The organism is uncultured Pseudacidovorax sp. (assembly GCF_913773995.1).
Taxonomy (GTDB): domain Bacteria; phylum Pseudomonadota; class Gammaproteobacteria; order Burkholderiales; family Burkholderiaceae_C; genus Xenophilus.
This window is the reverse complement of the sequence record NZ_CAJYES010000189.1, coordinates 18,921-40,250: the sequence shown is the minus strand read 5'-3', so window position 1 is coordinate 40,250 and position 21,330 is coordinate 18,921. Positions and strand designations below refer to the sequence as shown.

The following is a 21,330-nucleotide window of genomic DNA, read 5'->3' as shown; positions in this document are numbered from 1 at the left end:
CCGCGGCAAGCCCAAGAAGCGATCGACGGCGGCGAGAGATCAGGACTTCTGCATCTGCTGCTGGAAGGTGATCTCCATGAACTCCGCCGGCCGGCTGATGGCCACCCGCACCGTGATGCGCAGGATGCCCTCTAGGATGTCCTCGGGCGTCATCGTCTGCCCCAGGCCCACCTGCACGCTGAAGGCGTCCCCGGGCACGGCGCCGGCGAGGCCGCCGCGCTTCCAGACGCTGGTCAGATAGTCCGTCATCATGGCCTGGAGCTTCGCCCAGGTGCCCTGCACATTGGCCTCGAACACGAAGGCCTTGGCGGCGAGTCTGCAGCTCTCCTCGATCATGATCATCGTGCGGCGTACGTTGATGTCGCGCCAGTCGGGGCTGTTCCCGTCGAGGGTGCGACCGCCCCAGACCAGCACGCCTTCGCCCATGAAGCTGCGGATGGCGTTGATGCTCTTGCCGTCGGCGCTGACGTTGAGATCCTCCTGCTCGTCAGTCGAGATCGGGACCGCCGGCGCGATCACGCCCGCCATGGAGAGACTGGCCGGCGCCTTCCACACGCCACGCGTGTTGTCGTCCATGGTGTAAAGCCCTGCCATCGCCGCCGACGGCGGCATCAGGTTCATCTGCACCAGGGCCTCGTCGCGAATCCGGGCGTAGAGCTCACTCATGGCAAGCAGCGACTTGTCCAGCTGCATGCGCTGCGAGACAGCGTCCATGCCCGACCTCGTCATATCCGCGAGCGTGCGTCTGTGCAGCTCTGCAGCCTTGTCGTCGGCGGCGGCCTGGTCCAGCTGCAGCTCTTCGCTGATCAGCAAAGCCAGGTCAGCGACGTTCTCCAGCATCCAGTAGCGGAAGTCGCCGGCCTCCATCAGCGCGGTGTGCATCCACGGGTAGTAGGCTGCACCGAAGCCGAGAAAGTTGCTGCCGATGCCATGGCGGAAGCGTTCGATGCAATCGCCCGCCGGATCGTCGCGTCCACGGTCGCCACCCCATACGTCCAGGATGGCGAAGCGGTTGCGCATGTCGCCGCCGCAGTGCTTGAGTACGGCCGCCTGGACCGCGGTGCAATCGCCGCTGGACAGCAACACCGCGTCGGGCACCACCAACAGGGTGGGCTCCTGCTCCTTGCGCAGCGGCGCGAGGCCGCCGATCAGGCCGCGCTGGTCGTCGCCGGCCTCGATGTCAGGTGCGCGCGCGGCATCGCCATAAAGGCCGACGGACACCACGTAGCAGGGTCCTCCGCCGTTCTGGAAGAAGTGACGCATCGCCGCATGCATCAGGTACCGGTTGCCGGCCTTGCCCGGCTCGCGGCTGAGCCGATAGGCGTGGCCGTTGTGCACGAACTCGCTGACCTGTGGACGGGGCTGGGCCATGTCGACGGCCGTCCGCGGGTCGGCCGCTGGATCCGCCACACGCTTCACCCGGAACCGCGGCTCAGGGGGCCCACCGAAGCAGGCCTCGAACTCGTCCATCGAGGTGATGCGCCAGGGCTTGCCCTGCAGATCCAGCCCGCCGTGATCGGCCGTCTCGGTGTAGCCGATGAAGGCCGGTACCGCGGTGGCGACTTCCACGACGGCGTTCGGAAAGGCATTCTTCTCGACGATGTAAACGCCGGGGGTCTTCATCTGGTTCATCTCGGCCTTTCCGTGCCCGCCCCGCCACTCAGGGCCGCAGCGACATGCCGGCGGGCAGTTGGATCCACGGCAGGTCGGCCGGGTCGGCCGCCATGGGGCCCGCTGCCTTGGCCACCAGGATGTGGCTGGCGATGGGCGCGAAGTCGGCGCGGAAGTGCACCGAACTCTTGTTGACCAGCAGTTTCATCGCCTCGGGTTCGATGCCCAGGAAGCGGTAGAGCTCGCGGTCGAGCATCTGCGTCTTGAGCGTGCAGACACCGACCAGCACGCCCTCCACTTCCAGGCAGGCGCAGGGGCCGAGACGGACCTCGCCGCCCATGCCCATCGGCCCCTTGAGGACCACATGGCCGTCCCGCAGCGCACGCACCGTGGCCCGCGCGCGCACCGGCTCATCGCTGAACTGGCCTCCCCAGGTGGGCACGCGCCGGCCCAGTTGCACCTCGATCTGCGCGCCCTCGCCCGCCGCATGGGCCGCGGCGGCCGCCTCCGGGTCGGCCAGCAGGCCCAGCGCCACCTGCCCCGGAAAGCGCCGGCCTGCGCCCGCGGCCAGCAGCGCATGGAGCATGCCGGTGGTGTTGCTGTCGCCACCGGCGCCAGGGTTGTCCTGCGTATCGGCGATGACCACCGGTGCCGAGGCCTCCGCGGCCAGCGCCAGGGCCTCGATCACCGCGGCTTCGGGCGTCTTCAGGTCCAGCCGCCATTGGCTGCGCGGCTGGTCCACACGCGCGAAGAGCGCGTCGACGGCCGCCTGGGCCTGCTCGCCATGGGCCCAGATCACCGGCCCGCATTCGTCGATGTCCGCCGCCGGAAAGCCCATGGCGAAGCTGAGGACCGTGCCCTGCGCGGCGTCCAGGCGCCGCAATTCTTCGTAGACGGCATCGGCCGGCGCGGTCATGGTGCTCTGCGCATTGAGTGGCAGCAGGAAGTCGAGCCGGCGCACGGCCAGCAGCTCGCGGCTGCCGCGGGCCAGGCGACGTGCCAGCAGCATGGCTGCCAGCGCGCCCGTGTCCTTCATGTCCACCTGCGGATAGGTGCGGTAGGCCACCAGCGCATCGGCCACCGTGAGCATGGCCTGGGTCACGTTGGCATGCAGATCCAGGCTGGCGACGATGGGCACCTGCGGGCCGACCACGGCACGGATGCGCGCCAGCAACTCGCCCTCCGGGTCGTCCAGGTGCTGGGTCACGGCGGCGCCGTGCAGGTCGAGGTAGACCGCATCGACGCCCGGCCCGGCCAGGGCCGCACGCAGGTCGGCATCGATGTCGCCGGCGATCCGCTCGAAGGCCTCGCGCGTGACATGGGCCGAGGGATTGGCGCCGGCCCAGCCCGAAGCGGTGAGCGTCCAGCCCTGGCGCTCGGCCGCCTCGATGAAGCCGCCGATGGGAATGGCCTTGCCGCGGTAGGCTTCGATGACCACCGGCCCGCGCCGATAGGCCGGAAAGCCGGAGCCCGCCTCGAAGGCAGCCCAGTCGGCCTGGGTCGGCGCGAAAGTGTTGGTCTCGTGCTGGAAGCCGGCGATGAAGACGTTCATGGGGCGGTGCTGCGCAGGAATCGGATGCAGGGTGCGGTGCTCGGCGAGGCAGGCACTCAGATCGGCGACACCACGCCACGCCCGGCGAAGTGGCCTTCGGCATTGGCCATGAAGCGGTCCACGCTGCATTGCACGGCCTCGGGCGACCAGCCGGCCATGTGGGGCGACAACACGATGTTGGCGAGGCCGATGAGCGGCTCCGGCCGCCTGGGTTCGCTCTCGTACACGTCGAGCGCGGCACCGGCGATGGTTTCACCGCGCAAGGCCTCGGCCAGCGCCTCGGTATCGACCAGGCTGCCGCGGCCCACGTTGACCAGGTAGCCCTGCGGCCCCAGCGCCTGCAGCACCTGCGCATTCACCTTGTGCCGCGTCGCCGCGCCGCCCGGCGCCGCGCACACCAGCACGTCGCACCAGCGCGCGAGCTCGGCCAGGTCGTCGAAGTAGCGGTGCGGCGAGCCTTCGACCGGCTTGCGGTTGTGGTAGCCCACCGGCATGTCGAAGCCGGCGGCGCGGCGCGCCAGCTTGGCGCCGATGGCGCCCATGCCGAAGATGCCCAGGCGCCGGCCTTCGAGCTGCGGCGGCATGGTGAGCACGTCGCGCCACACGCCCTCGCGGCACAGCCGGTCGCGCTCCGGGATGCGGCGCACGATGGCCAGGATCAGGCCGAAGGCGTGGTCGGCCACCGTGCTGTCGTTGGTGCCGGCGCCGTTGGCCGTGACGATGCCGCGCGCCCGCAGCGCGTCCATCGGCAGGCCCTCGTAGCCCACGCCCATGCAGCACACCAGCTCCAGCGCCGGCATCGCCGCGACCTCCTCGGGCGTCAGGCCCACGGTGCCGATGGTGAGCACAGCCCGGAAGTCGCGGCCCCGGCTGGCGATTGCGGCGGCACGCTCTGCCGGCGTCGGTGCGTAGACGAGGTCGTAGACGGCGCCGATCTGCTGCACATGCGCGGGCGTCTGCTGGTTGAGGACGAGAAGAGGGATCTTGGCGGACATGGAAGCGAAGGGAAGCAAGAAACGGGTCAGGCGGGCTGCGCGGCGCCGCCGGGCGAGGCGATCAACGGAACAGGCGAGGCCTCGGCCGGGCGCTCGTTCTGCTGCAGCGACCACATGCGCGCATACACGCCGCCGCGCGCCAGCAGCTCGGCATGCGTGCCGCGCTCGACCACTTGGCCGGCGTCGAGCACCAGGATCTCGTGTGCATCCACCACCGTCGACAGGCGGTGCGCAATCACCAGCGTGGTCTTGCCGCGCGCGGCGCTGGCCAGCTCGGCCTGGATGGCGCGCTCGTTGGCGGAGTCGAGCGCCGAGGTGGCCTCGTCGAAGATCAGGATGGGCGGGTTCTTGAGCAGCGTGCGCGCGATGGCCACGCGCTGCTTCTCGCCGCCGGAGAGCTTGAGGCCGCGCTCGCCCACCGTGGTCTCGTAGCCCTTGGGCGTGGCGGCGATGAAGGCATGGATGCGCGCCGCGCGGGCCGCCGCCTCCACCTCTTCTTGACCGGCATCGGGCCGACCGTAGGCGATGTTGTAGCCGATGGTGTCGTTGAAGAGCACCGTGTCCTGCGGCACGATGCCGATGGCCGCGCGCAGGCTGTGCTGGGTCACTTCGCGGATGTCCTGCCCGCCGATGCGGATGGCCCCCCCGCCAGTGCCGGCCGAGGCAGGATCCACGTCGTAGAAGCGGTACAGCAGCCGCGCCAGCGTGGACTTGCCCGCACCCGAGGGGCCGACCACCGCGACCGTTTTGCCGGCCGGGATGGTGAAGCTCAGGCCACGCAGGATGGGCCGTGCCGCCTCATAGGCGAAGTGCACGTCGTCGAACTGCACGTCGCCTTCCGGATGGCGAAGCGGCCGCGCGCCCGGCGCATCGGCCACCTCGCGCTCGCGCTCCAGCAGCGCGAACATCTTCTCCAGGTCCACCAGGCTCTGCTTGATCTCGCGGTAGAGCACGCCCAGGAAGTTGAGCGGGATGTACAGCTGGATCATGAAGGCATTGACCATGACCAGATCGCCCAGCGTCATGCGCCCGTCCACTACGCCCTGCGTGGCGCGCCACAGCATGGCCACCAGACTGATCGCGATCAGCATCTGCTGGCCCGTGTTGAGCAGCGACAGTGTGGTCTGGCTGCGTACGGCGGCGCGGCGGTAGCGCTCCAGCTGCTCGTCGTAGCGGCGGGCTTCGAAGCCCTCGTTGTTGAAGTACTTGACCGTCTCGTAGTTCAGCAGCGAATCGACCGCGCGGCTCTGGGCGCGCGCGCCCAGCTCGTTCATGCTGCGGCGGAACTGGGTTCGCCATTCGGTCACCCACACGGTGAAGCCGATGTACACGACCAGCGCGGTGCCGGTGATGGCCACGAACCACCAGTCGAAGCGCACGCCCAGGATGCCGAGCACCAGCACCAGCTCGATCAGCGTCGGCACGATGCTGTAGAGCGAGTACGAGATGAGCGAATGCACCGCCTGGCTGCCGCGCTCGATGTCGCGCGTCATGCCCCCGGTCTGGCGCTCCAGGTGGAAGCGCAGCGACAGCCCGTGCAGGTGGCGGAACACCTCCAGCGAGATGCGCCGCGCCGCGCCCTCGGTGGCACGCGCGAAGACCAGTTCGCGCAGCTCGGTGAACAGCGACGTGGAAAAGCGCAGCAGTCCGTAGCCCACCAGCAGCGCCGCCGGCACCACCAGCAGCGCGCGCGGGTCGCCGGGCTGCAGCGTCATGGCATCGACCAGGTGCTTGAGCAGCACCGGCACGCTCACATTGGCCAGCTTGGCGCCGACCATGAACAGCAGCGCTGCGAGCACCCGCCACTTGTAGGCCCACAGGTAGGGGAACAGGCGCCGCAGCGTGGCGGCATCGCTGCGCGCGGGCGCAGGAGCGCCCGGCTCGGCAGCGGGCGGCAGGGGGTGGGAAGGTCTCATGGGGGTGTTCTGGCGCGACGGGCCGGGGGCGAGTCGCATGCGGGACAATCCGCGGCGTTGTTTCCCGGATTGTCCAATGACCGCCCCGACCGCCGCCCCCGCCGTCCTCAAAAGCCTGCCCGCCGATATGGAGCTCGTGCTCAAGGTGATCCCGATGCCGGCCGACACCAATGGCAACGGCGACATCTTCGGGGGATGGGTCATGGCCCAGGTGGACCTGGCCGGCTCGGTGATCCCGGCCCGCTATGCGCAGGGTCGCATGGCCACCGTGGCGGTCAACGAATTCATCTTCAAGCAGCCGGTGCGCGTGGGCGACCTGCTGTCCTTCTATGCGGCCGTCACGCGCGTGGGCCGCACCTCGGTCACGGTGAAGGTCGAGGTCTTCGCCGAGCGCATCCGCCAGCAGGGCGAGTATGTGAAGGTGACCGAGGCCTCGCTCACCTACGTGGCCATCGACGAGAACGGCCGGCCACGGCCGGTGGTGCCGCCCAAGGGCTGAGAGCCGTCGACCCCAGCCCACTCACCCGCCCACCCCTGGCCCCAAGCGCCCCGCGCTGGCAGCCAGGCCGGCCGGCTCGGCGTCAGACCTTGCTGAAGTCCGGTCGCCGCTTTTCCATGAAGGCCGTGAAGGCCTCGCGCGCCGCGGGTTCGCGCAGCATGCGGCCGAAGCTCGCGCCCTCTTCGTCCATGCGTTCGACCACGGCGGCGGCTTGGGTCTTCTTGAGCAGCCGCTTGGTCTCGATCAGCGCCGACAGCGGCTTGCCCGCCAGCTTGCGGGCCTGCTGCTGCGCATAGGCATTGCACTCGGTCGGCGGCAGCACGCGGTTGACCAGCCCGACTTCGAGTGCGGCCTCGGCCATGAAGGGTTCGCCCAGCAGCAGCGCTTCGGCCGCGCGGTGGTAGCCGAACATCTGCGGCACCAGCAGACTCGACGCCGCCTCGGGGCACAGGCCCAGGTTGACGAAGGGCATCGAGAAGGCCGCGTTGTCGCCGGCATAGACCAGATCGCAGTGGAAGAGCAGCGTGGTGCCGATGCCCACCGCCGGGCCGCACACGGCAGCGACCACCGGCTTGGGAAAGGCCGCGATGCCGCGCAGGAAGCGGAACACGGGCGAGTCCTGCCCCGACGGCGGCTTGTTCAGGAAGTCGCCGATGTCGTTGCCGGCCGAGAAGATGGTGGCATCGCCCTGGATCAGCACGCAGCGCGCGGCCGCGTCGTCGCGCGCGGCATCGAGCGCGTCGGCCAGCGCGGCGTACATGCTGCTGGTGATGGAGTTCTTCTTGTCGACGCGGTTGAAGGTCAGGGTGGTCACACCCGCTTCGGTGTGGACGAGGATGTCGCTCATGGTGTTGGTGAGGGAAGAGAAGAATCAACGGGGGGTCAGGGCGTCGCGCACGAAGTCCAGCCGGTCCTGGCCCCAGAACATCTGGTCGCCGACGAACATGGTCGGCGCACCGAACACGCCACGCTCCACGGCCTCCTGCGTGGTGGCCTTGAGCTGGTCCTTGACGTCCTGGCGGCCCAGCAGCGTCATGAACTCGGCGGCATTGAAGCCGGCGGCGGTGAGCACGGCCGTCAGCTCGCCCGCATCGCCCAGGTTGCGCGGCTGCGCCCACATGGCGTCGAACACGGCCTGCGCATAACCCTGGAAGCGTTCGGGCCGGTGCAGCTGCATCGCCGTGGCGCCGCGCATCAGCGTCAGCGTGTTGATGGGGAAGTGCGGGTTGTGCTCGAAGGGCACGCCGGCGCGGCGGGCGAAGCGCGCCAGGTCCTCGCGCATGTAGCGGCCCTTGGCCTCGACCTCGGCGGGCGAACGGTTGCCGGTGGCCTGGAACACGCCGCCCAGCAGCATGGGGCGCCACACCAGCTCGGCGCCGGTGTCGGCGCACACATGGGGCAGCTGCATCCAGGCCAGGTAGGCGGCCGGGCTGCCGAAGTCGAAGAAGCATTCGACGCGGGCGGGAGCGGTCATGGGGAGTCTCCAGTCGTTCTCGTGGGGGTGCCGCAATGATGCCGGGCCGGCCCGGTTGCTGCGCAGCCGGCGCTCAGAAATTCTCGATCCACGGCCGCAGGTCCAGCTCGTGGGTCCAGGCATCGCGCGGCTGGCGGTGCAGCATCACGTAGGCCGCGGCGATGTGATCGGGGTTCAGGATGCCGTCCTCCGCCTTGCGCGCATAGCGTTCGGGAAAGTTGCTGCGGATGAATTCGGTATCGATGGCGCCATCGATGATGGTGTGGGCCACGTGGATGCCTTGCGGCCCCAGCTCGCGCGCCATGCTCTGGGCCAGCGCGCGCAATGCCATCTTGGCGCCCGAGAAGGCGGCGAAGTTGGCGCCGCCACGCAGCGAGGCGGTGGCGCCGGTGAACAGGATGGTGCCACGCTGCCCGCCCGCCGGTAGCGGCCGGGCCACCATGCGCTTGGCGACCTCGCGGGCATTGAGGAAGCCCGAGAAGCAGGCCATCTCCCAGACCTTGAAGTACTTGCGCGCCGTCTCGGTGAGGATGCTCTCGGGCACGTTCGCGCCGATGTTGAACACCATCACCTCGATGGGCCCGATGGTCGATTCGATCTGCTCGACCAGGGCGACGACCTCCTCCTCCTTGCGCGCATCGCTGCCGAAGGCATGGGCCGTACCGCCGTCGGCCTGGATCTGCGCCACCAGGGGCGACAGCTTGTCGGCGCTGCGGCGGGTGACGCAGGCGGCATAGCCTTCGCGCGCGAAGGCGCGGGCGATGGCACCGCCGGTGGCATCACCGGCGCCGACGATCAGGGCAGCGGGCTGGGGCATGGTGGCTCCTGGCGATGAAAAGGAAAGCGCAGGCTCGGAACGATGCGCGTCATTCCTTGAAGTAGACCATCTGGTGGCTGGTGGCGAGCAGCAGCCCGGCCTCGCTCCAGAGCTGGGCGGTCTGGTCGAAGAAGCCGCTGCGGAACTGCTGGCCGGTCGCGCGACCCAGCAGGAAGCCTTCGCCCACGGCCGCCAGCTCGGCCGCGCTGGTGTGGAAGTAGGTGGTGATGGACACGGTGCCCGCCGGCACCGGCCGGGCGCGACGGAGCCAAACGCGCGGGTAGAAGACATCGCTCATTGCCGCCAGCGCCGGGAAGTCCAGCGTGCGCGGCTGGGCGTCGCGCACCCAGATCAGCGTCTCGCTGTGATCGCCGGCATCGTTCCACTCACTCGGAATGCCGCCGCTGATGGGCCGCATGTCGTACTGGCCGACCCAGGCCACGCCTTTGGGGCCGGTGCCCATGCCGCGCACCTGCGTGGGGGCAGGCACCTGGGGCATGGCCACATCGGTCGTGCCCCAGGTCTGCCGGCGCGCTGCGGTGACCACCGTGGCGGTGGTGTTGAGCTGAGGCTTGCCTTCGTCGTCGGCCTGGCTGAGCGTGAGCGTCCAGTGCTGGGTGGAGCGGTTGGTGCGCACCGGCACCGCCTGCACCTGCAGCGGGCCTTCGGTCACGGCTGCTGCATAGTTGACGGTGAGGGCGATGGGCTCGCCGAGCCGCTCCGGGTGCTGCATCACGGCCTGCAGCAGCAGCGCCGCCGTCGTGCCGCCGAAGGGCCCCACCATGTTCCAGTAGTCGGGGCTGGTGGCCCCGGTGAAGAGCCCGGACTGGATGTCGCTGTGCGACAGCGCGAGGGCACGATCGAGCGGGTGGTCGTTCATGGCGGCAGTGTGCATAAAGCGACTGCGGGGTCCAGTCGTGTGCGGGACGCGGCGCCTCCGGAGGAACCCGGAGCGGCCGGGCTCACCGCCGCGGCGCCGGCCAGGTTGCTCCGGTCGCCAGCGCGCACGCCCCGCCCGCGCTCAGACGCGCTCGAAGATGCCCGCCGCGCCCTGCCCCATGCCCACGCACATGGTCACCATGCCGTACTTGAGCTGCTTGCGGCGCAGCGCATGCACGACCGTGGCGGCGCGGATGGCGCCCGTCGCGCCCAGCGGGTGGCCCAGGGCGATGGCACCGCCCATCGGGTTGACCTTGGCGACGTCCAGGCCCAACGTGTTGATCACGGCGAGCGACTGAGCCGCGAAGGCCTCATTCAGCTCGATCCAGTCGATGTCGTCCTGCTTCAGGCCCGCATAGCGCAGCGCGGCTGGGATGGCCTCGATGGGACCGATGCCCATGATGGCCGGCGGCACGCCCTTGCTGGCGAAGCTGACGAAGCGCGCCAGCGGCTGCAGGTCGTACTTCTGGCAGGCGGCCTCGCTGGCCAGGATCAGCGCGCCGGCGCCGTCCGAGGTCTGGGAGCTGTTGCCGGCCGTCACCGTGCCGCGGGCGGCGAACACGGTGCGCAGCTTGGCCAGGCCCTCCAGGCTGGTGTCGGGGCGCGGGCCCTCGTCCAGGTTGACGGTGCGCGTCCTGGCGGTGGTCTCGCCGCTGGCGGCGTCGAAGCCGCGGTCGGTGACCTCGATGGGCGTGATCTCGTCGGCGAACTCACCGGCCTGCTGGGCGGCGACGGCGCGGCGGTGCGATTCGAGCGCGAAGGCGTCCTGCGCCTCGCGGCTGACCTTCCATTGCTGCGCCACCTTCTCGGCCGTCAAGCCCATGCCGTAGGCGATGCCCACGTCGCCGTCGCGCTCGAAGATGGACGGCGACAGCGAGGGCGCATTGCCCATCATCGGCACCATGCTCATGCTCTCGACGCCAGCGGCGATCATCACCTCGGCCTCGCCCACACGGATGCGGTCGGCCGCCATCTGCACGGCCGACAGGCCGGAAGCGCAGAAGCGGTTGACGGTGATGCCGCCCACGCTGGTGGGCAGGCCCGCCAGCACGGCGCCGATGCGCGCCACGTTCAGGCCTTGCTGGGCCTCGGGAATGGCGCAGCCGCAGACGATGTCCTCGATGGTCTGCGGATCGAGGCGCGGCACCTGCGCCAGCGCCGCCTTCAGCGTCGTGGCCAGCAGATCGTCGGGCCGAGTGTTGCGGAAGAAGCCGCGGTGCGACTTGCCGATGGGGGTGCGCGTGGCGGCGACGATGTAGGCGTCTTGAACTTGCTTGCTGCTCATGCCGGGGCTCCTGGGTATTGGGCTCCTTCCCCCGTTGGGGGAAGGCTGGGATGGGGGCTCGCCTGCGCCGCCAACGATGCCAGTCGATGGGCAATGGCGTGCAGAACACCCTCTGGATTGATGAAGGGTTCGTTGGATGCGAAGCGCAAGACGGCGAATCCTTGCGCCTCGAAGAAAGCTTCGCGCGCCGCGTCGTAGGCGCGCTGCTGCGCATGCTGCGAACCGTCGAGTTCCACGATCAGCTTCGGCGCCAGGCAGGCGAAGTCCGCGATGTACGGACCCAGCGGATGCTGCCGCCGGAACTTCACACCCAGCTGCTCGCCGCGCAGGCACGACCACAGGCGACGCTCGGAGTCGGTCATCGCGGTGCGGAGGGCGCGCGCGTGGGTGCGAGCGGCGGAGGTGGATTGGTTCTGCATGAGCGGTGTTGTGGCACTTGCCCCCATCCCTGCCTTCCCCCAGAGGGGGAAGGAGCAAGGCGGGTCAGTTGCGGACCGGCTTGCCCGTCGAGAGCATCCCCATGATCCGCTCCTGCGTCTTCGGATGCTGCACCAGCGCGCAGAAGGCTTCGCGCTCCAGGCGCATCAGGTACTCCTCGGTCACCGGGGTGCCGGGGTCCACGTCGCCGCCGGTCACCACATGGGCGATCAGGCTGGCAATGTGGAAGTCGTGCGCGCTGATGAAGCCGCCGTCGCGCATGTTGATCAGCTGGCCCTTGATCGTGGCGGCGCCGCTGCGGCCCGCCACGCGGAAGGGCTTCTTCAGTGGCGGGCGCCAGCCGGCGTCGCTCATGGCCTTGACCTGGCCGATGGCCACGTGCAGCAGCTCGTCCTTGTGCGGGACGATCACGTCGCCCTCGACCAGGTAGCCCAGCTTCTTCGACTCCAGCGCGCTGGCGCCCACCTTGGCCATGGCGGCGGCGGTGAAGCCTTCGGTGAGGAAGGGCAGCAGGTCGGAGCCGGTGGAGGCGGCGGCGTTCTCGGCCGCGCGGCGGGCGATGTAGGTCAGGCCGCCGGCACCGGGCACCAGGCCCACGCCCACTTCGACCAGACCGATGTAGCTTTCCATCGCGGCCACGCGGCGGGCGCTGTGCACCGCCAGCTCGCAGCCGCCGCCCAGGGCCATGCCGCGCACGGCAGAGACCACCGGCACGCTGGCATAACGGATGCGCAGCATCACGTCCTGCAACGCCTGCTCGGCCCCTTCGATCGCGCCCACGCCGGCCACCACGAAGGCGGGCAGCATGGCCTGCAGGTCGGCGCCGACGGAGAACTTGTCCGAAGGCGACCAGATCACCAGGCCCTGGTACTCGCGCTCGGCAAGCGCCACGGCCTCGGCCAGCGCCTCGGCCACGTCGGGGCTGATGGCATTCATCTTGGAATGGATGCTGGCGATCAGCACGCCCTCGTAGCCCGGCCGGTCCAGCGTCCAGACGCGCACGTCGCCCTCGTCGCTGATCGTGGTGCCGGACTCTTCGGCGGCCTTGGCGCCGCTGCCGAGCACGCTCTCGGGGAAGAGTTGGCGCGCATGCACCGGCAGGCGGCGCTCGGGCACGAAGCGCTGCTCGGCGGCGCTCCACGAGCCTTCGGGCGTGTGCACGCCGCCGGCCTCGGCCACCGGGCCTTCGAACACCCACTTCGGCAGCGGCGCCTTAGCCAGCGCCTTGCCGGCGTCGATGTCCTCCTGGATCCAATGCGCGACCTGCGACCAGCCGGCCTCCTGCCACAGCTCGAAGGGGCCCTGCTTCATGCCGAAGCCCCAGCGCATGGCCAGATCCACGTCGCGGGCGCTTTCGGCGATGTCGGCCAGGTGCAGCGCCGCGTAGTGGAAGCCGTCGCGCAGGATGGCCCACAGGAACTGGCCCTGCGGCCCTTCGCTCTCGCGCAGCAGCTTCAAGCGCTGGCCCGCGGGCTTCTTGAGCATGCGGCCGTAGACCTCGTCGGCCTTCTGGCCGGCGGGCACGTAGTCGCCGGATTCGAGGTCGAAGCGCAGGATGTCGCGGCCCGCTTTCTTGTAGAAGCCGCCCTTGGTCTTCTGTCCCAGGCGGCCCAGCTCGATCAGCTTGGCCAGCACCGGCGGCGTGGCGAAATTGGGGTAGAACGGGTCGGTCGCCTCGCTCAGGTTGTCCTGCAGCGTCTTGACGACGTGGGCCATGGTGTCCAGGCCCACCACGTCGGCGGTGCGGAAGGTGCCCGAGCTGGCGCGTCCCAGGCGCTTGCCGGTAAGGTCATCGACCACGTCGAAGGACAGTCCGAATTTCTCCACTTCCTTCATCGTCGCCAGCATGCCGGCGATGCCGATGCGGTTGGCGATGAAGTTGGGCGTGTCCTTGGCACGCACCACGCCCTTGCCCAGCGCGGTGACGGCGAAGGCTTCCAGGTCGTCCAGCACCTGGGCATTGGTGGTGGGCGTGGGGATCAGCTCCACCAGCGTCATGTAGCGCGGCGGGTTGAAGAAGTGGATGCCGCAGAAGCGCGGGCGGATGCTCTCCGGCACCGCCTCGGCCAGCTTGGTGATCGACAGGCCCGAGGTGTTGGAGGCCAGGATGGCATGCGGCGCGACGTGGGGCGCGATCTTCTTGTAGAGATCGAGCTTCCAGTCCATGCGCTCGGCGATGGCCTCGATGACGAGGTCGCATTCGCCCAGCAGGCCCAAGTGTTCCTCGTAGTTGGCGGCCTGGATCAGCGCCGCGTCCTCGGCCACGCCCAGCGGGGCGGGCTTGAGCTTCTTGAGGTTGTCGATGGCCTTGAGCACGATGCCGCTCTTGGGCCCCTCTTTCGCGGGCAGGTCGAACAGGATGACCGGCACGCGCACGTTGACGAGATGGGCCGCGATCTGCGCGCCCATCACGCCTGCGCCGAGAACGGCGACTTTCTTGACTTGGAATCTGGACATGGTGTTGGGTGTCTTGGACCGTTGGGTGTCTTGGCCAGGCGTTGAAACGGCTTGCGCCTTCACTGCGCCCGCTGCCAGGTCTGGGTGCGCCAGAACGGCCCGAGGTAGCCACGCACTTCCAGCTTCTTGCCGCCATCGACCGGCGTATAGCTGGCGCGGTATTCCTTGCCGTTCTCGGGATCGAGGATCTTGCCGCCCTCCCACACTTCCTTGCCGTCGGCCTTCTTGCCGCCGCGCACGATCTCCAGCCCCACGATGGGCTGGCCCTTGCGATCGTCGGTGCACTGGTCACAGGTGGAGGAGCCTTCCTTCTTCAGCACCTTCTCGATGCGGCCCGACAGCTGGCCGCCGTTGTCGGTGATGCGGATCTCGGCCTTTGTCTCGCCCGTCTTGTCGTCGACGTTGCGCCACAGGCCCACGGGGCTCATCTGCGCCAGCGCGGCCGACGAGGCCAGCACCAGCGAGAGGGCGAGAGATGCACGAAGCAGCATGGAGGTCTCCGGTCGTGGTGGATGGGAATGAAGGGCGGTAGCGCTCAGGCCAGCGCGGCGTCGGTATCCATCAGCGCCTTGCTGCCCGCACGCGCGGTGCGCATCAGCGTCGCGGTCTCGGGGAAGAGTTTGGCGAAGTAGAAGCGGGCGGTCTGCAGCTTGGCGGTGTAGAACGGGTCGGTGCTGCCCGCGGCGATCTGACGCAGTGCCACCTGGGCCATGCGGGCGAACATGTAGGCGAAGACCAGATGGCCGGCCACCCGCAGGTAGTCCACCGCGGCGGCGCCGACCTCGTCGGGGTTCTGGAAGCCCTTGAAGCCGATCTCGGTGGTGAACTTGGTCATCTGGTCGCCCAAGTAGGCCAGCGGGTTGATGAACTCGGCCATCTTCTCGTTGACGCCCTCTTCTTCCACCAGTTGGCCGATCAGCTTGCCGAGCTTCTTCAGCGTGGCACCGTTGTTGCCCAGCACCTTGCGGCCCAGCAGGTCCAGCGACTGCACGGTGTTCGTGCCCTCGTAGATCATGTTGATGCGGTTGTCCCGCACGAACTGCTCCATGCCCCATTCCTTGATGAAGCCATGGCCGCCGAAGACCTGCATGCAGGCATTGGTGCTGATGTGGCCGTTGTCGGTGATGAAGGCCTTGACGATGGGCGTGAGCAGCGCGACCAGCTCGTCGCTGTTCTTGCGCACCTTCTCGTCGGGATGGTGGTGGGCCTTGTCCAGCAGCAGCGTGCAGAAAATCTGCAGCGCGCGGCCGCCCTCGGCATAGGCCTTGGCCGTCAGCAGCATCTTGCGCACGTCGGGGTGCACGATGATCGGGTCGGCGTCCTTGTCCTTGGCCTTCACACCCGACAGCGAGCGCATCTGGATGCGGTCCTTGGCATAGGCCAGCGCGTTCTGGAAGGCCACTTCGGTCAGGCCCAGCGACTGGTTGCCCACGCCCAGGCGGGCGGCATTCATCATCACGAACATGGCGGCCAGGCCCTTGTTGGGCTCGCCGACCAGGCTGCCCACGGCACCGTCGAGCGCGATCTGCGCGGTGGCGTTGCCGTGGATGCCCATCTTGTGCTCCAGGCCCGTGCAGAAGATCGGGTTGCGCTCGCCGAGGCTGCCGTCGACGTTGACGTTGAACTTCGGCACCACGAACAGGCTGATGCCCTTGCTGCCCTTGGGCGCATCGGGCAGGCGGGCCAGCACCAGGTGGACGATGTTCTCGGCCATGTCGTGTTCGCCGGCCGAGATGAAGATCTTGTTGCCCGTCAGCCTGTAGCTGCCGTCGGCCTGCGGCTCGGCCTTGGTGCGCAGCAGGCCCAGGTCGGTGCCGCAATGGGGTTCGGTCAGGCACATGGTGCCGGTCCATTCGCCGCTCACCAGCTTGGGCAGGTAGGTCTTCTTCTGCTCTTCCGTGCCGTGGGCCACCAGCGCTTCATACGCGCCGTGCGACAGGCCGGGGTACATGGTCCAGGCCTGGTTGGCGCTGTTGAGCATCTCGTACAGGCACTGGTTGACCGTGTGCGGCAGGCCCTGGCCGCCGAACTGCGGATCGCACGACAGCGCGGGCCAGCCGCCTTCGACGTACTGCGCATAGGCCTCCTTGAAGCCCTTGGGGGTGGTCACCGCGTGGGTCTTCACGTCCAGCGTGCACCCCTCGGTGTCGCCGCCGATGTTCAGCGGAAAGGCCACCTCGGCGGCGAACTTGCCCGCCTCTTCCAGCACGGCGTTGATGGTGTCCGCATCGGTCTCGGCATGGGCCGGCATGGCCTTGAATTCGTCGGCGACATTGAACACTTCATGCAGCACGAATTGCATGTCGCGCAGCGGGGGGGTGTAGGTGGGCATGCGAGGCGTCTCCTGCTCGGGAAGAAGGTTGAAGAGGAAGGAAGGGAAGCGAAGAAAGAACGGGTGCTGGTCAGCGCACGGTGCGCAGCTTGCGCGCGGGTGCGGCTGGGGCAGCCGGCGGCGCATCGGGCGTGGCGCTGCGCGCGAGGATGTTGTCGAAGCCGGTGTTGGCCCGGTCCACCGAACCGTCGACGCGCAGGAAGCGCGCCTCGTAGTGCAGCGCCAGGATCAGGCCATGGATCTCGAAGGCGATCTGCCGGGCGTCGGCCTCGGCCTGCAGATGGCCTTCTTCCTGCGACTGGCGAACAGCGCGCAGCACGGCGGCCTGCCAGATGCTGACCGACTCGACGAGCGCATCGCGCACCGGGCCGGGTCGGTCGTCGAACTCGGACGCGCCGCTGATGTAGATGCAGCCAGAGTCGATCTCGGTGGTGGTGCGCTTCATCCAGTTGGCGAACATGGCCCGCAGCCGCGGCAGGCCGCGCGGCTGGGTCAGCGCCGGGAAGAACACTTCCTGCTCGAAGCGGTGGTGGTACTCGCGCACCACCGAGATCTGCAGTTCTTCGCGCGAGCCGAAATGGGCAAAGACGCCCGACTTGCTCATCTGGGTGAGCTCGGCCACCGCGCCGATCGACAGGCCCTCCAGCCCCACCTGGGCCGCCAGGTTCAGCGCAGCATCGACGATGGCGGCCTTGGTCTGCTGGCCTTTGGCGGCCTGGCGGACAGGCTTGACGGCGCTGGAAGTGCTCATGGCTCGGGATGGACAGAATAAAACGAACGGTCGTGCATTTTTATTCTGTCGCCCGATGGCGTCAAGCCTGTGAAATTCCCGGCGGCGCCGGGGGTCTTACGGCATGCCCGCCGCCGGCTCGCCGCGTGCTTCAGCGCTTGAAAGCGACCACCGGCTGCACTTGCTCGCCCAGGCCTTCGATGCCCAGCGTCATGGTGTCACCCGCGCGCAGGAAACGCGGCGGCTTCATGCCCATGCCCACGCCGGGCGGCGTGCCGGTGGCGATCACGTCGCCCGGCATCAGCGTCATGAACTGGCTGACATAGCTGATGATCTTGGCCACGCCGAAGACCATGGTGCGCGTGCTGCCGGTCTGCATGCGCTCGCCGTTCACGTCCAGCCAGAGCGCAAGGCGCTGCGGGTTGGGCACCTCGTCGCGCGTGACCAGCCAGGGGCCGATGGGGCCGAAGGTGTCGCAGCCCTTGCCCTTGTCCCAGGTGCCGCCGCGCTCGATCTGGTACTCGCGCTCGCTCACGTCGTTGACCACGCAGTACCCAGCCACATGGTCCAGCGCCTCCTTCTGCGAGACATGGCGGGCCTGGCGGCCGATGACGACGCCCAGTTCCACCTCCCAGTCGGTCTTGACCGAGCCCTTGGGCAGCATCACCGGATCATTGGCACCCTGGATGCAGGTGGTGGCCTTGAGGAAGATGATCGGTTCCTTGGGCACGGGCATGCCGGCCTCGGCTGCGTGGTCGGCATAGTTCAGGCCGATGGCGACCAGCTTGCCCACCTGGGCCACCGGGCAACCCAGACGCGGCTTGCCGCGCACCAGCGGCAGCGTGTCGGGCTTAAGGCGGCGCAGTTTGGCCAGGACCTTGTCGTCGAGCTGGGCCGCGCCGAGGTCAGGAACGACGGCGCTCAGGTCGCGCAGACGGCCTTCCGCATCGATGAGTCCGGGCTTTTCCTTGCCGGGGTTGCCGTAGCGGACGAGCTTCATGGAGGATCCTTTTTCCGTGACGTGAACGAAAGCGCCTCGCCCGGCCGTGGGGACGGCGGCGGGCGGGCGCATTCTTCCACGCCCTCCCCGGCGGTGCCGGGGGGCGCGAGGGCAAGGACGCTCAGGCCACGAGGTCGAAGCGGTCCAGGTTCATCACCTTGGTCCAGGCGGCGACGAAGTCGCGCACGAACTTCTGCTGGCCATCGGCGCTGCCGTACACCTCGGCGATGGCACGCAGCTGGGCATGCGAGCCGAACACCAGGTCGGCGCGGGTGCCGGTCCAGCGAACGGCGCCGGTCTTGCGGTCGCGGCCTTCGTACAGGTCCTTCGCAGGCGACGTGGCCTTCCATTCGGTGGCCATGTCCAGCAGGTTGACGAAGAAGTCGTTGCTGAGCGTGCCGACGCGGTCGGTGAAGACGCCGTGCTGGCTGCCGCCGGTGTTGGCACCCAGCACGCGCAGGCCACCCACCAGCGCTGTCATCTCGGGCGCGGTCAGCGTCAGCAACTGGGCCTTGTCGACCAGCAGCGCTTCGGCCGGCACGGCCGAGGCCGTCCTGACGTAGTTGCGGAAGCCATCGGCAAACGGCTCCATCACGGCGAAGCCTTCGACATCGGTCTGTTCCTGGCTGGCGTCGGTGCGGCCCGGAGCAAAGGGCACGGTCACGCCAGCGCCTGCCGCCTTCTCGATGGCAGCGCCGCCGGCCAGCACGATCAGGTCGGCCAGCGACACCTTCTTGCCGTCCTTCTGCGCGCCGTTGAACTCGGCCTGGATGCCTTCCAGTGTCTTGAGCACCTGCGCCAGTTGCTCGGGCTGGTTGACGGCCCAGTCCTTCTGCGGCGCGAGGCGGATGCGGGCGCCATTGGCACCGCCGCGCTTGTCGCCGCCGCGGAAGGTGGAGGCCGAGGCCCAGGCCGTGGCCACCAGCTGCGGCACCGTCAGGCCCGAAGCCAGCACCTTGGCCTTGAGCGCGGCGATGTCCTGCTCGCCGATGAGGGAATGGTCCACAGCGGGCAGCGGGTCCTGCCAGACGAATTCCTCGGCCGGCACCTCCTTGCCCAGGTAACGGGCACGCGGGCCCATGTCGCGGTGGGTCAGCTTGAACCAGGCGCGGGCGAAGGCATCGGCGAACTGGTCGGGGTTGGTCAGGAAGCGGCGAGAGATCTTCTCGTAGGCCGGGTCGAAGCGCAGCGCCAGGTCGGAGGTGAGCATGGTCGGCAGCAGCTTCTTGCTGGCGTCGAAGGCATGCGGGATGCTGGGCTCGGCATTCTTGGCCACCCACTGGTGAGCGCCAGCCGGGCTCTTGGTCAGCTCCCACTCGTGGCCAAACAGGAACTCGAAGTAGTCGTTGCTCCACTGCGTCGGCGTGCGGGTCCAGGTGACTTCCAGGCCGCTGGTGATGGCGTCCGCCCCCTTGCCGACGCCATGCTTGTTGTGCCAGCCGAAGCCTTGCGATGCCAGGTCTTCCGCCTCGGGCTCGGCGCCCACGTTGTCGGCCGGCGCGGCGCCGTGGGTCTTGCCGAACGTGTGGCCGCCGGCGATGAGGGCCACGGTCTCTTCGTCGTCCATGCCCATCCGGCCGAAGGTGTCGCGGATATCGCGGGCCGAGGCCACCGGGTCGGGCTTGCCGTCCGGCCCTTCGGGGTTCACGTAGATCAGGCCCATCTGCACGGCGGCCAGCGGGTTCTCCAGGTCGCGGCTCTCGGGCACCTTGCTGTCGTCGTCCTTGACCAGCACACCGCGGCCGTCGACGCCGGGCGAGCCCTGCGAATAGCGGACGTCGCCGCCCAGCCACTTGGTCTCGCGGCCCCAGTAAACGTCCTGGTCGGGCTCCCAGGTGTCGGCGCGGCCGCCGCCGAAGCCCAGGGTCTTGAAGCCCATGGATTCGAGCGCGACGTTGCCGGTCAGGATCATCAGGTCGGCCCAGGAGATCTTGTTGCCGTACTTCTGCTTGATGGGCCACAGCAGGCGACGGGCCTTGTCGAGGCTGACGTTGTCGGGCCAGCTGTTGAGCGGCGCGAAGCGTTGCTGCCCGCGACCGCCACCCCCACGGCCGTCGGCGGTGCGGTAGGTGCCGGCGCTGTGCCAGGCCATGCGCACGAACAGGCCGCCGTAGTGACCGAAGTCGGCCGGCCACCAGTCCTGCGAATCGGTCATGAGCGCGGTGAGGTCGCGCTTGACGGCGTCCAGGTCCAGACTCTTGAAGGCTTCGGCGTAGTTGAAATCCTCGCCCATCGGGTTCGACTTGGCCGAGTGCTGGTGCAGCATGTCCAGGCGCAGCTGCTGGGGCCACCAGTCACGGTTGGTGGTGCCGCTGCTGGCGGCCTGGTGGAAGGGGCATTTGCTCTGCGAGCTGTCGTTGGCCATGGGGCGCTCCTTGTGCTTTCTCGGGACGAGGGGTGGGGAAAACGGTGCCGTGGATTCTCTGCAGATGGCCGGCGCACGGCGAGCCAACAACGCCTATCCCGGCCATAGGTGGCGAGGGTCAAGAGGCGGTCATGAAACCGACTACGGACGCAGCATTCGCTCGGATCAACCCCCATGGGCACTGGGGGCTTGAAGCGCGCCGGACGACGCCGGCTCAGTGGGCAATGGAGGGTGACCGGTCCTGCAGCAGCACCGCCAGGCAGCCGTCCAGGTGCTCCGATGGCAGGCGCCGGAAACCGGAGCGGCTGTAGCGCTGCAGCCGGCCCATGGCGAAGGCCGCAACTGCGGCGGCGCGCACCTGCGCATCGGCGGTGGGCGTGGCCGAGCCGGCGGCTGCGGCGTCCTCGCGCAGCATCTGCCGCCATTGCGCTTCGAGCTTGTCGAAGAACAGGTTCATGCGCTGCTGCAGCCGCTCGTGCTCGAAGACGAGGGCATCGCCCGTCATCACCCGCGCCATGCCCGGGTTCTTCTCGGCGAATTGCACCAGCATGTGCATGAGCTGCGCGGCCTGCTCGGCCGGCGGGCGATCGCGCTCGGCGATCTGCTGCACGAGGGAGAAGACGCTCTGCTCGATGAAGTCGATCAGGCCCTCGAACATCTGCGCCTTGCTGGCGAAGTGCCGGTACAGGGCCGCCTCGCTCACCGACAGCCGGGCCGCCAGCGCGGCCGTGGTGATGCGCTCGGCGCCGGGCTGCTCCAGCATGGCCGCCAGCGCCTGCAGGATCTGGACGCGGCGCTCGCCCGGCCGCGGCCGTTTGCGCGCCGGCGGGGCGGCCAGGCTGGCGGCCGGCTCCGACATGGCTTCCGAACCCAGCGGCTCCTCGTTCTCCATCGCTGCGCTGCCCCAGTTCTTGTAAAGC

General features: G+C 68.9%; 18 protein-coding genes. 1 reads left to right on the top strand and 17 read right to left on the bottom strand.

Annotated features, from left to right (window positions below):
* Nucleotides 1-39 precede the first annotated feature (39 nt).
* The 4 genes from QZ772_RS17585 to QZ772_RS17570 are packed head-to-tail and all read right to left on the bottom strand — an operon-like array spanning nucleotide 40 to nucleotide 6,074.
* Nucleotides 40-1,632 carry a phage tail sheath C-terminal domain-containing protein gene (locus QZ772_RS17585; protein ID WP_295528942.1) on the bottom strand — a complete coding sequence of 531 codons (1,593 nt, stop codon included), beginning with the start codon at nucleotides 1,630-1,632 and terminating at the stop codon, nucleotides 40-42.
* Nucleotides 1,633-1,660: 28 nt separating this feature from the next.
* Nucleotides 1,661-3,163 carry a M81 family metallopeptidase gene (locus QZ772_RS17580; protein WP_295528941.1) on the bottom strand — a complete coding sequence of 501 codons (1,503 nt, stop codon included), beginning with the start codon at nucleotides 3,161-3,163 and terminating at the stop codon, nucleotides 1,661-1,663.
* 56 nt (nucleotides 3,164-3,219) lie between these two features.
* The gene (locus QZ772_RS17575; RefSeq protein WP_295528939.1) at nucleotides 3,220-4,158 is read right to left on the bottom strand and encodes a 2-hydroxyacid dehydrogenase; all 939 of its coding nucleotides are present in this window, start codon (nucleotides 4,156-4,158) and stop codon (nucleotides 3,220-3,222) included.
* A gap of 26 nt (nucleotides 4,159-4,184) precedes the next feature.
* The gene (locus tag QZ772_RS17570; RefSeq protein WP_295528937.1) at nucleotides 4,185-6,074 is read right to left on the bottom strand and encodes an ABC transporter ATP-binding protein/permease; all 1,890 of its coding nucleotides are present in this window, start codon (nucleotides 6,072-6,074) and stop codon (nucleotides 4,185-4,187) included.
* Between the two features lie 76 nt (nucleotides 6,075-6,150).
* Here QZ772_RS17570 and QZ772_RS17565 point away from each other — a divergent pair, with 76 nt between their 5' ends.
* The gene (locus tag QZ772_RS17565) at nucleotides 6,151-6,573 is read left to right on the top strand and encodes an acyl-CoA thioesterase (RefSeq protein ID WP_017757113.1); all 423 of its coding nucleotides are present in this window, start codon (nucleotides 6,151-6,153) and stop codon (nucleotides 6,571-6,573) included.
* An 82-nt stretch (nucleotides 6,574-6,655) separates the two neighbouring features.
* Here the strand turns inward: QZ772_RS17565 and QZ772_RS17560 are convergent, their stop codons facing one another.
* The 13 genes from QZ772_RS17560 to slmA form a co-directional block, all read right to left on the bottom strand.
* The gene (locus QZ772_RS17560; protein WP_295528934.1) at nucleotides 6,656-7,420 is read right to left on the bottom strand and encodes an enoyl-CoA hydratase; all 765 of its coding nucleotides are present in this window, start codon (nucleotides 7,418-7,420) and stop codon (nucleotides 6,656-6,658) included.
* Between the two features lie 24 nt (nucleotides 7,421-7,444).
* Nucleotides 7,445-8,047: a 2-hydroxychromene-2-carboxylate isomerase gene (locus QZ772_RS17555; RefSeq protein WP_295528932.1), complete on the bottom strand. Its 603-nt coding sequence runs from the start codon at nucleotides 8,045-8,047 to the stop codon at nucleotides 7,445-7,447.
* Nucleotides 8,048-8,120: 73 nt separating this feature from the next.
* Nucleotides 8,121-8,864, bottom strand: a complete 744-nt coding sequence (locus QZ772_RS17550) for an SDR family oxidoreductase (RefSeq protein WP_295528930.1) — start codon at nucleotides 8,862-8,864, stop codon at nucleotides 8,121-8,123.
* A gap of 49 nt (nucleotides 8,865-8,913) precedes the next feature.
* A complete protein-coding gene (locus QZ772_RS17545; protein WP_295528928.1) occupies nucleotides 8,914-9,744 on the bottom strand; it encodes a thioesterase family protein in 831 nt (276 codons plus the stop codon).
* A 141-nt stretch (nucleotides 9,745-9,885) separates the two neighbouring features.
* Nucleotides 9,886-11,088 (bottom strand): acetyl-CoA C-acyltransferase, encoded by a 1,203-nt coding sequence (locus tag QZ772_RS17540; RefSeq protein WP_295528926.1) that lies wholly within the window; start codon nucleotides 11,086-11,088, stop codon nucleotides 9,886-9,888.
* Nucleotides 11,085-11,507 carry an endonuclease domain-containing protein gene (locus QZ772_RS17535; RefSeq protein WP_295528924.1) on the bottom strand — a complete coding sequence of 141 codons (423 nt, stop codon included), beginning with the start codon at nucleotides 11,505-11,507 and terminating at the stop codon, nucleotides 11,085-11,087. The genes QZ772_RS17540 and QZ772_RS17535 overlap by 4 nt, the downstream gene beginning before the upstream one ends.
* Nucleotides 11,508-11,571: 64 nt before the next feature.
* Nucleotides 11,572-13,983 (bottom strand): 3-hydroxyacyl-CoA dehydrogenase/enoyl-CoA hydratase family protein, encoded by a 2,412-nt coding sequence (locus tag QZ772_RS17530; RefSeq protein ID WP_295528922.1) that lies wholly within the window; start codon nucleotides 13,981-13,983, stop codon nucleotides 11,572-11,574.
* A 59-nt stretch (nucleotides 13,984-14,042) separates the two neighbouring features.
* The gene (locus QZ772_RS17525; protein ID WP_295528920.1) at nucleotides 14,043-14,474 is read right to left on the bottom strand and encodes a DUF2147 domain-containing protein; all 432 of its coding nucleotides are present in this window, start codon (nucleotides 14,472-14,474) and stop codon (nucleotides 14,043-14,045) included.
* Between the two features lie 44 nt (nucleotides 14,475-14,518).
* Entirely contained in the window at nucleotides 14,519-16,315 is a 1,797-nt protein-coding gene (locus tag QZ772_RS17520) for an acyl-CoA dehydrogenase C-terminal domain-containing protein (protein WP_295528918.1), read from the bottom strand.
* A gap of 70 nt (nucleotides 16,316-16,385) precedes the next feature.
* Nucleotides 16,386-17,066, bottom strand: a complete 681-nt coding sequence (locus QZ772_RS17515; protein WP_295528916.1) for a TetR/AcrR family transcriptional regulator — start codon at nucleotides 17,064-17,066, stop codon at nucleotides 16,386-16,388.
* Nucleotides 17,067-17,196: 130 nt separating this feature from the next.
* Nucleotides 17,197-18,045 carry a fumarylacetoacetate hydrolase family protein gene (locus QZ772_RS17510; RefSeq protein ID WP_295528914.1) on the bottom strand — a complete coding sequence of 283 codons (849 nt, stop codon included), beginning with the start codon at nucleotides 18,043-18,045 and terminating at the stop codon, nucleotides 17,197-17,199.
* A gap of 121 nt (nucleotides 18,046-18,166) precedes the next feature.
* The gene (katG, locus tag QZ772_RS17505) at nucleotides 18,167-20,410 is read right to left on the bottom strand and encodes a catalase/peroxidase HPI (RefSeq protein WP_295528912.1); all 2,244 of its coding nucleotides are present in this window, start codon (nucleotides 20,408-20,410) and stop codon (nucleotides 18,167-18,169) included.
* Nucleotides 20,411-20,624: 214 nt separating this feature from the next.
* Nucleotides 20,625-21,302 (bottom strand): nucleoid occlusion factor SlmA, encoded by a 678-nt coding sequence (gene slmA, locus QZ772_RS17500; RefSeq protein WP_295528991.1) that lies wholly within the window; start codon nucleotides 21,300-21,302, stop codon nucleotides 20,625-20,627.
* Nucleotides 21,303-21,330: the final 28 nt, after the last annotated feature.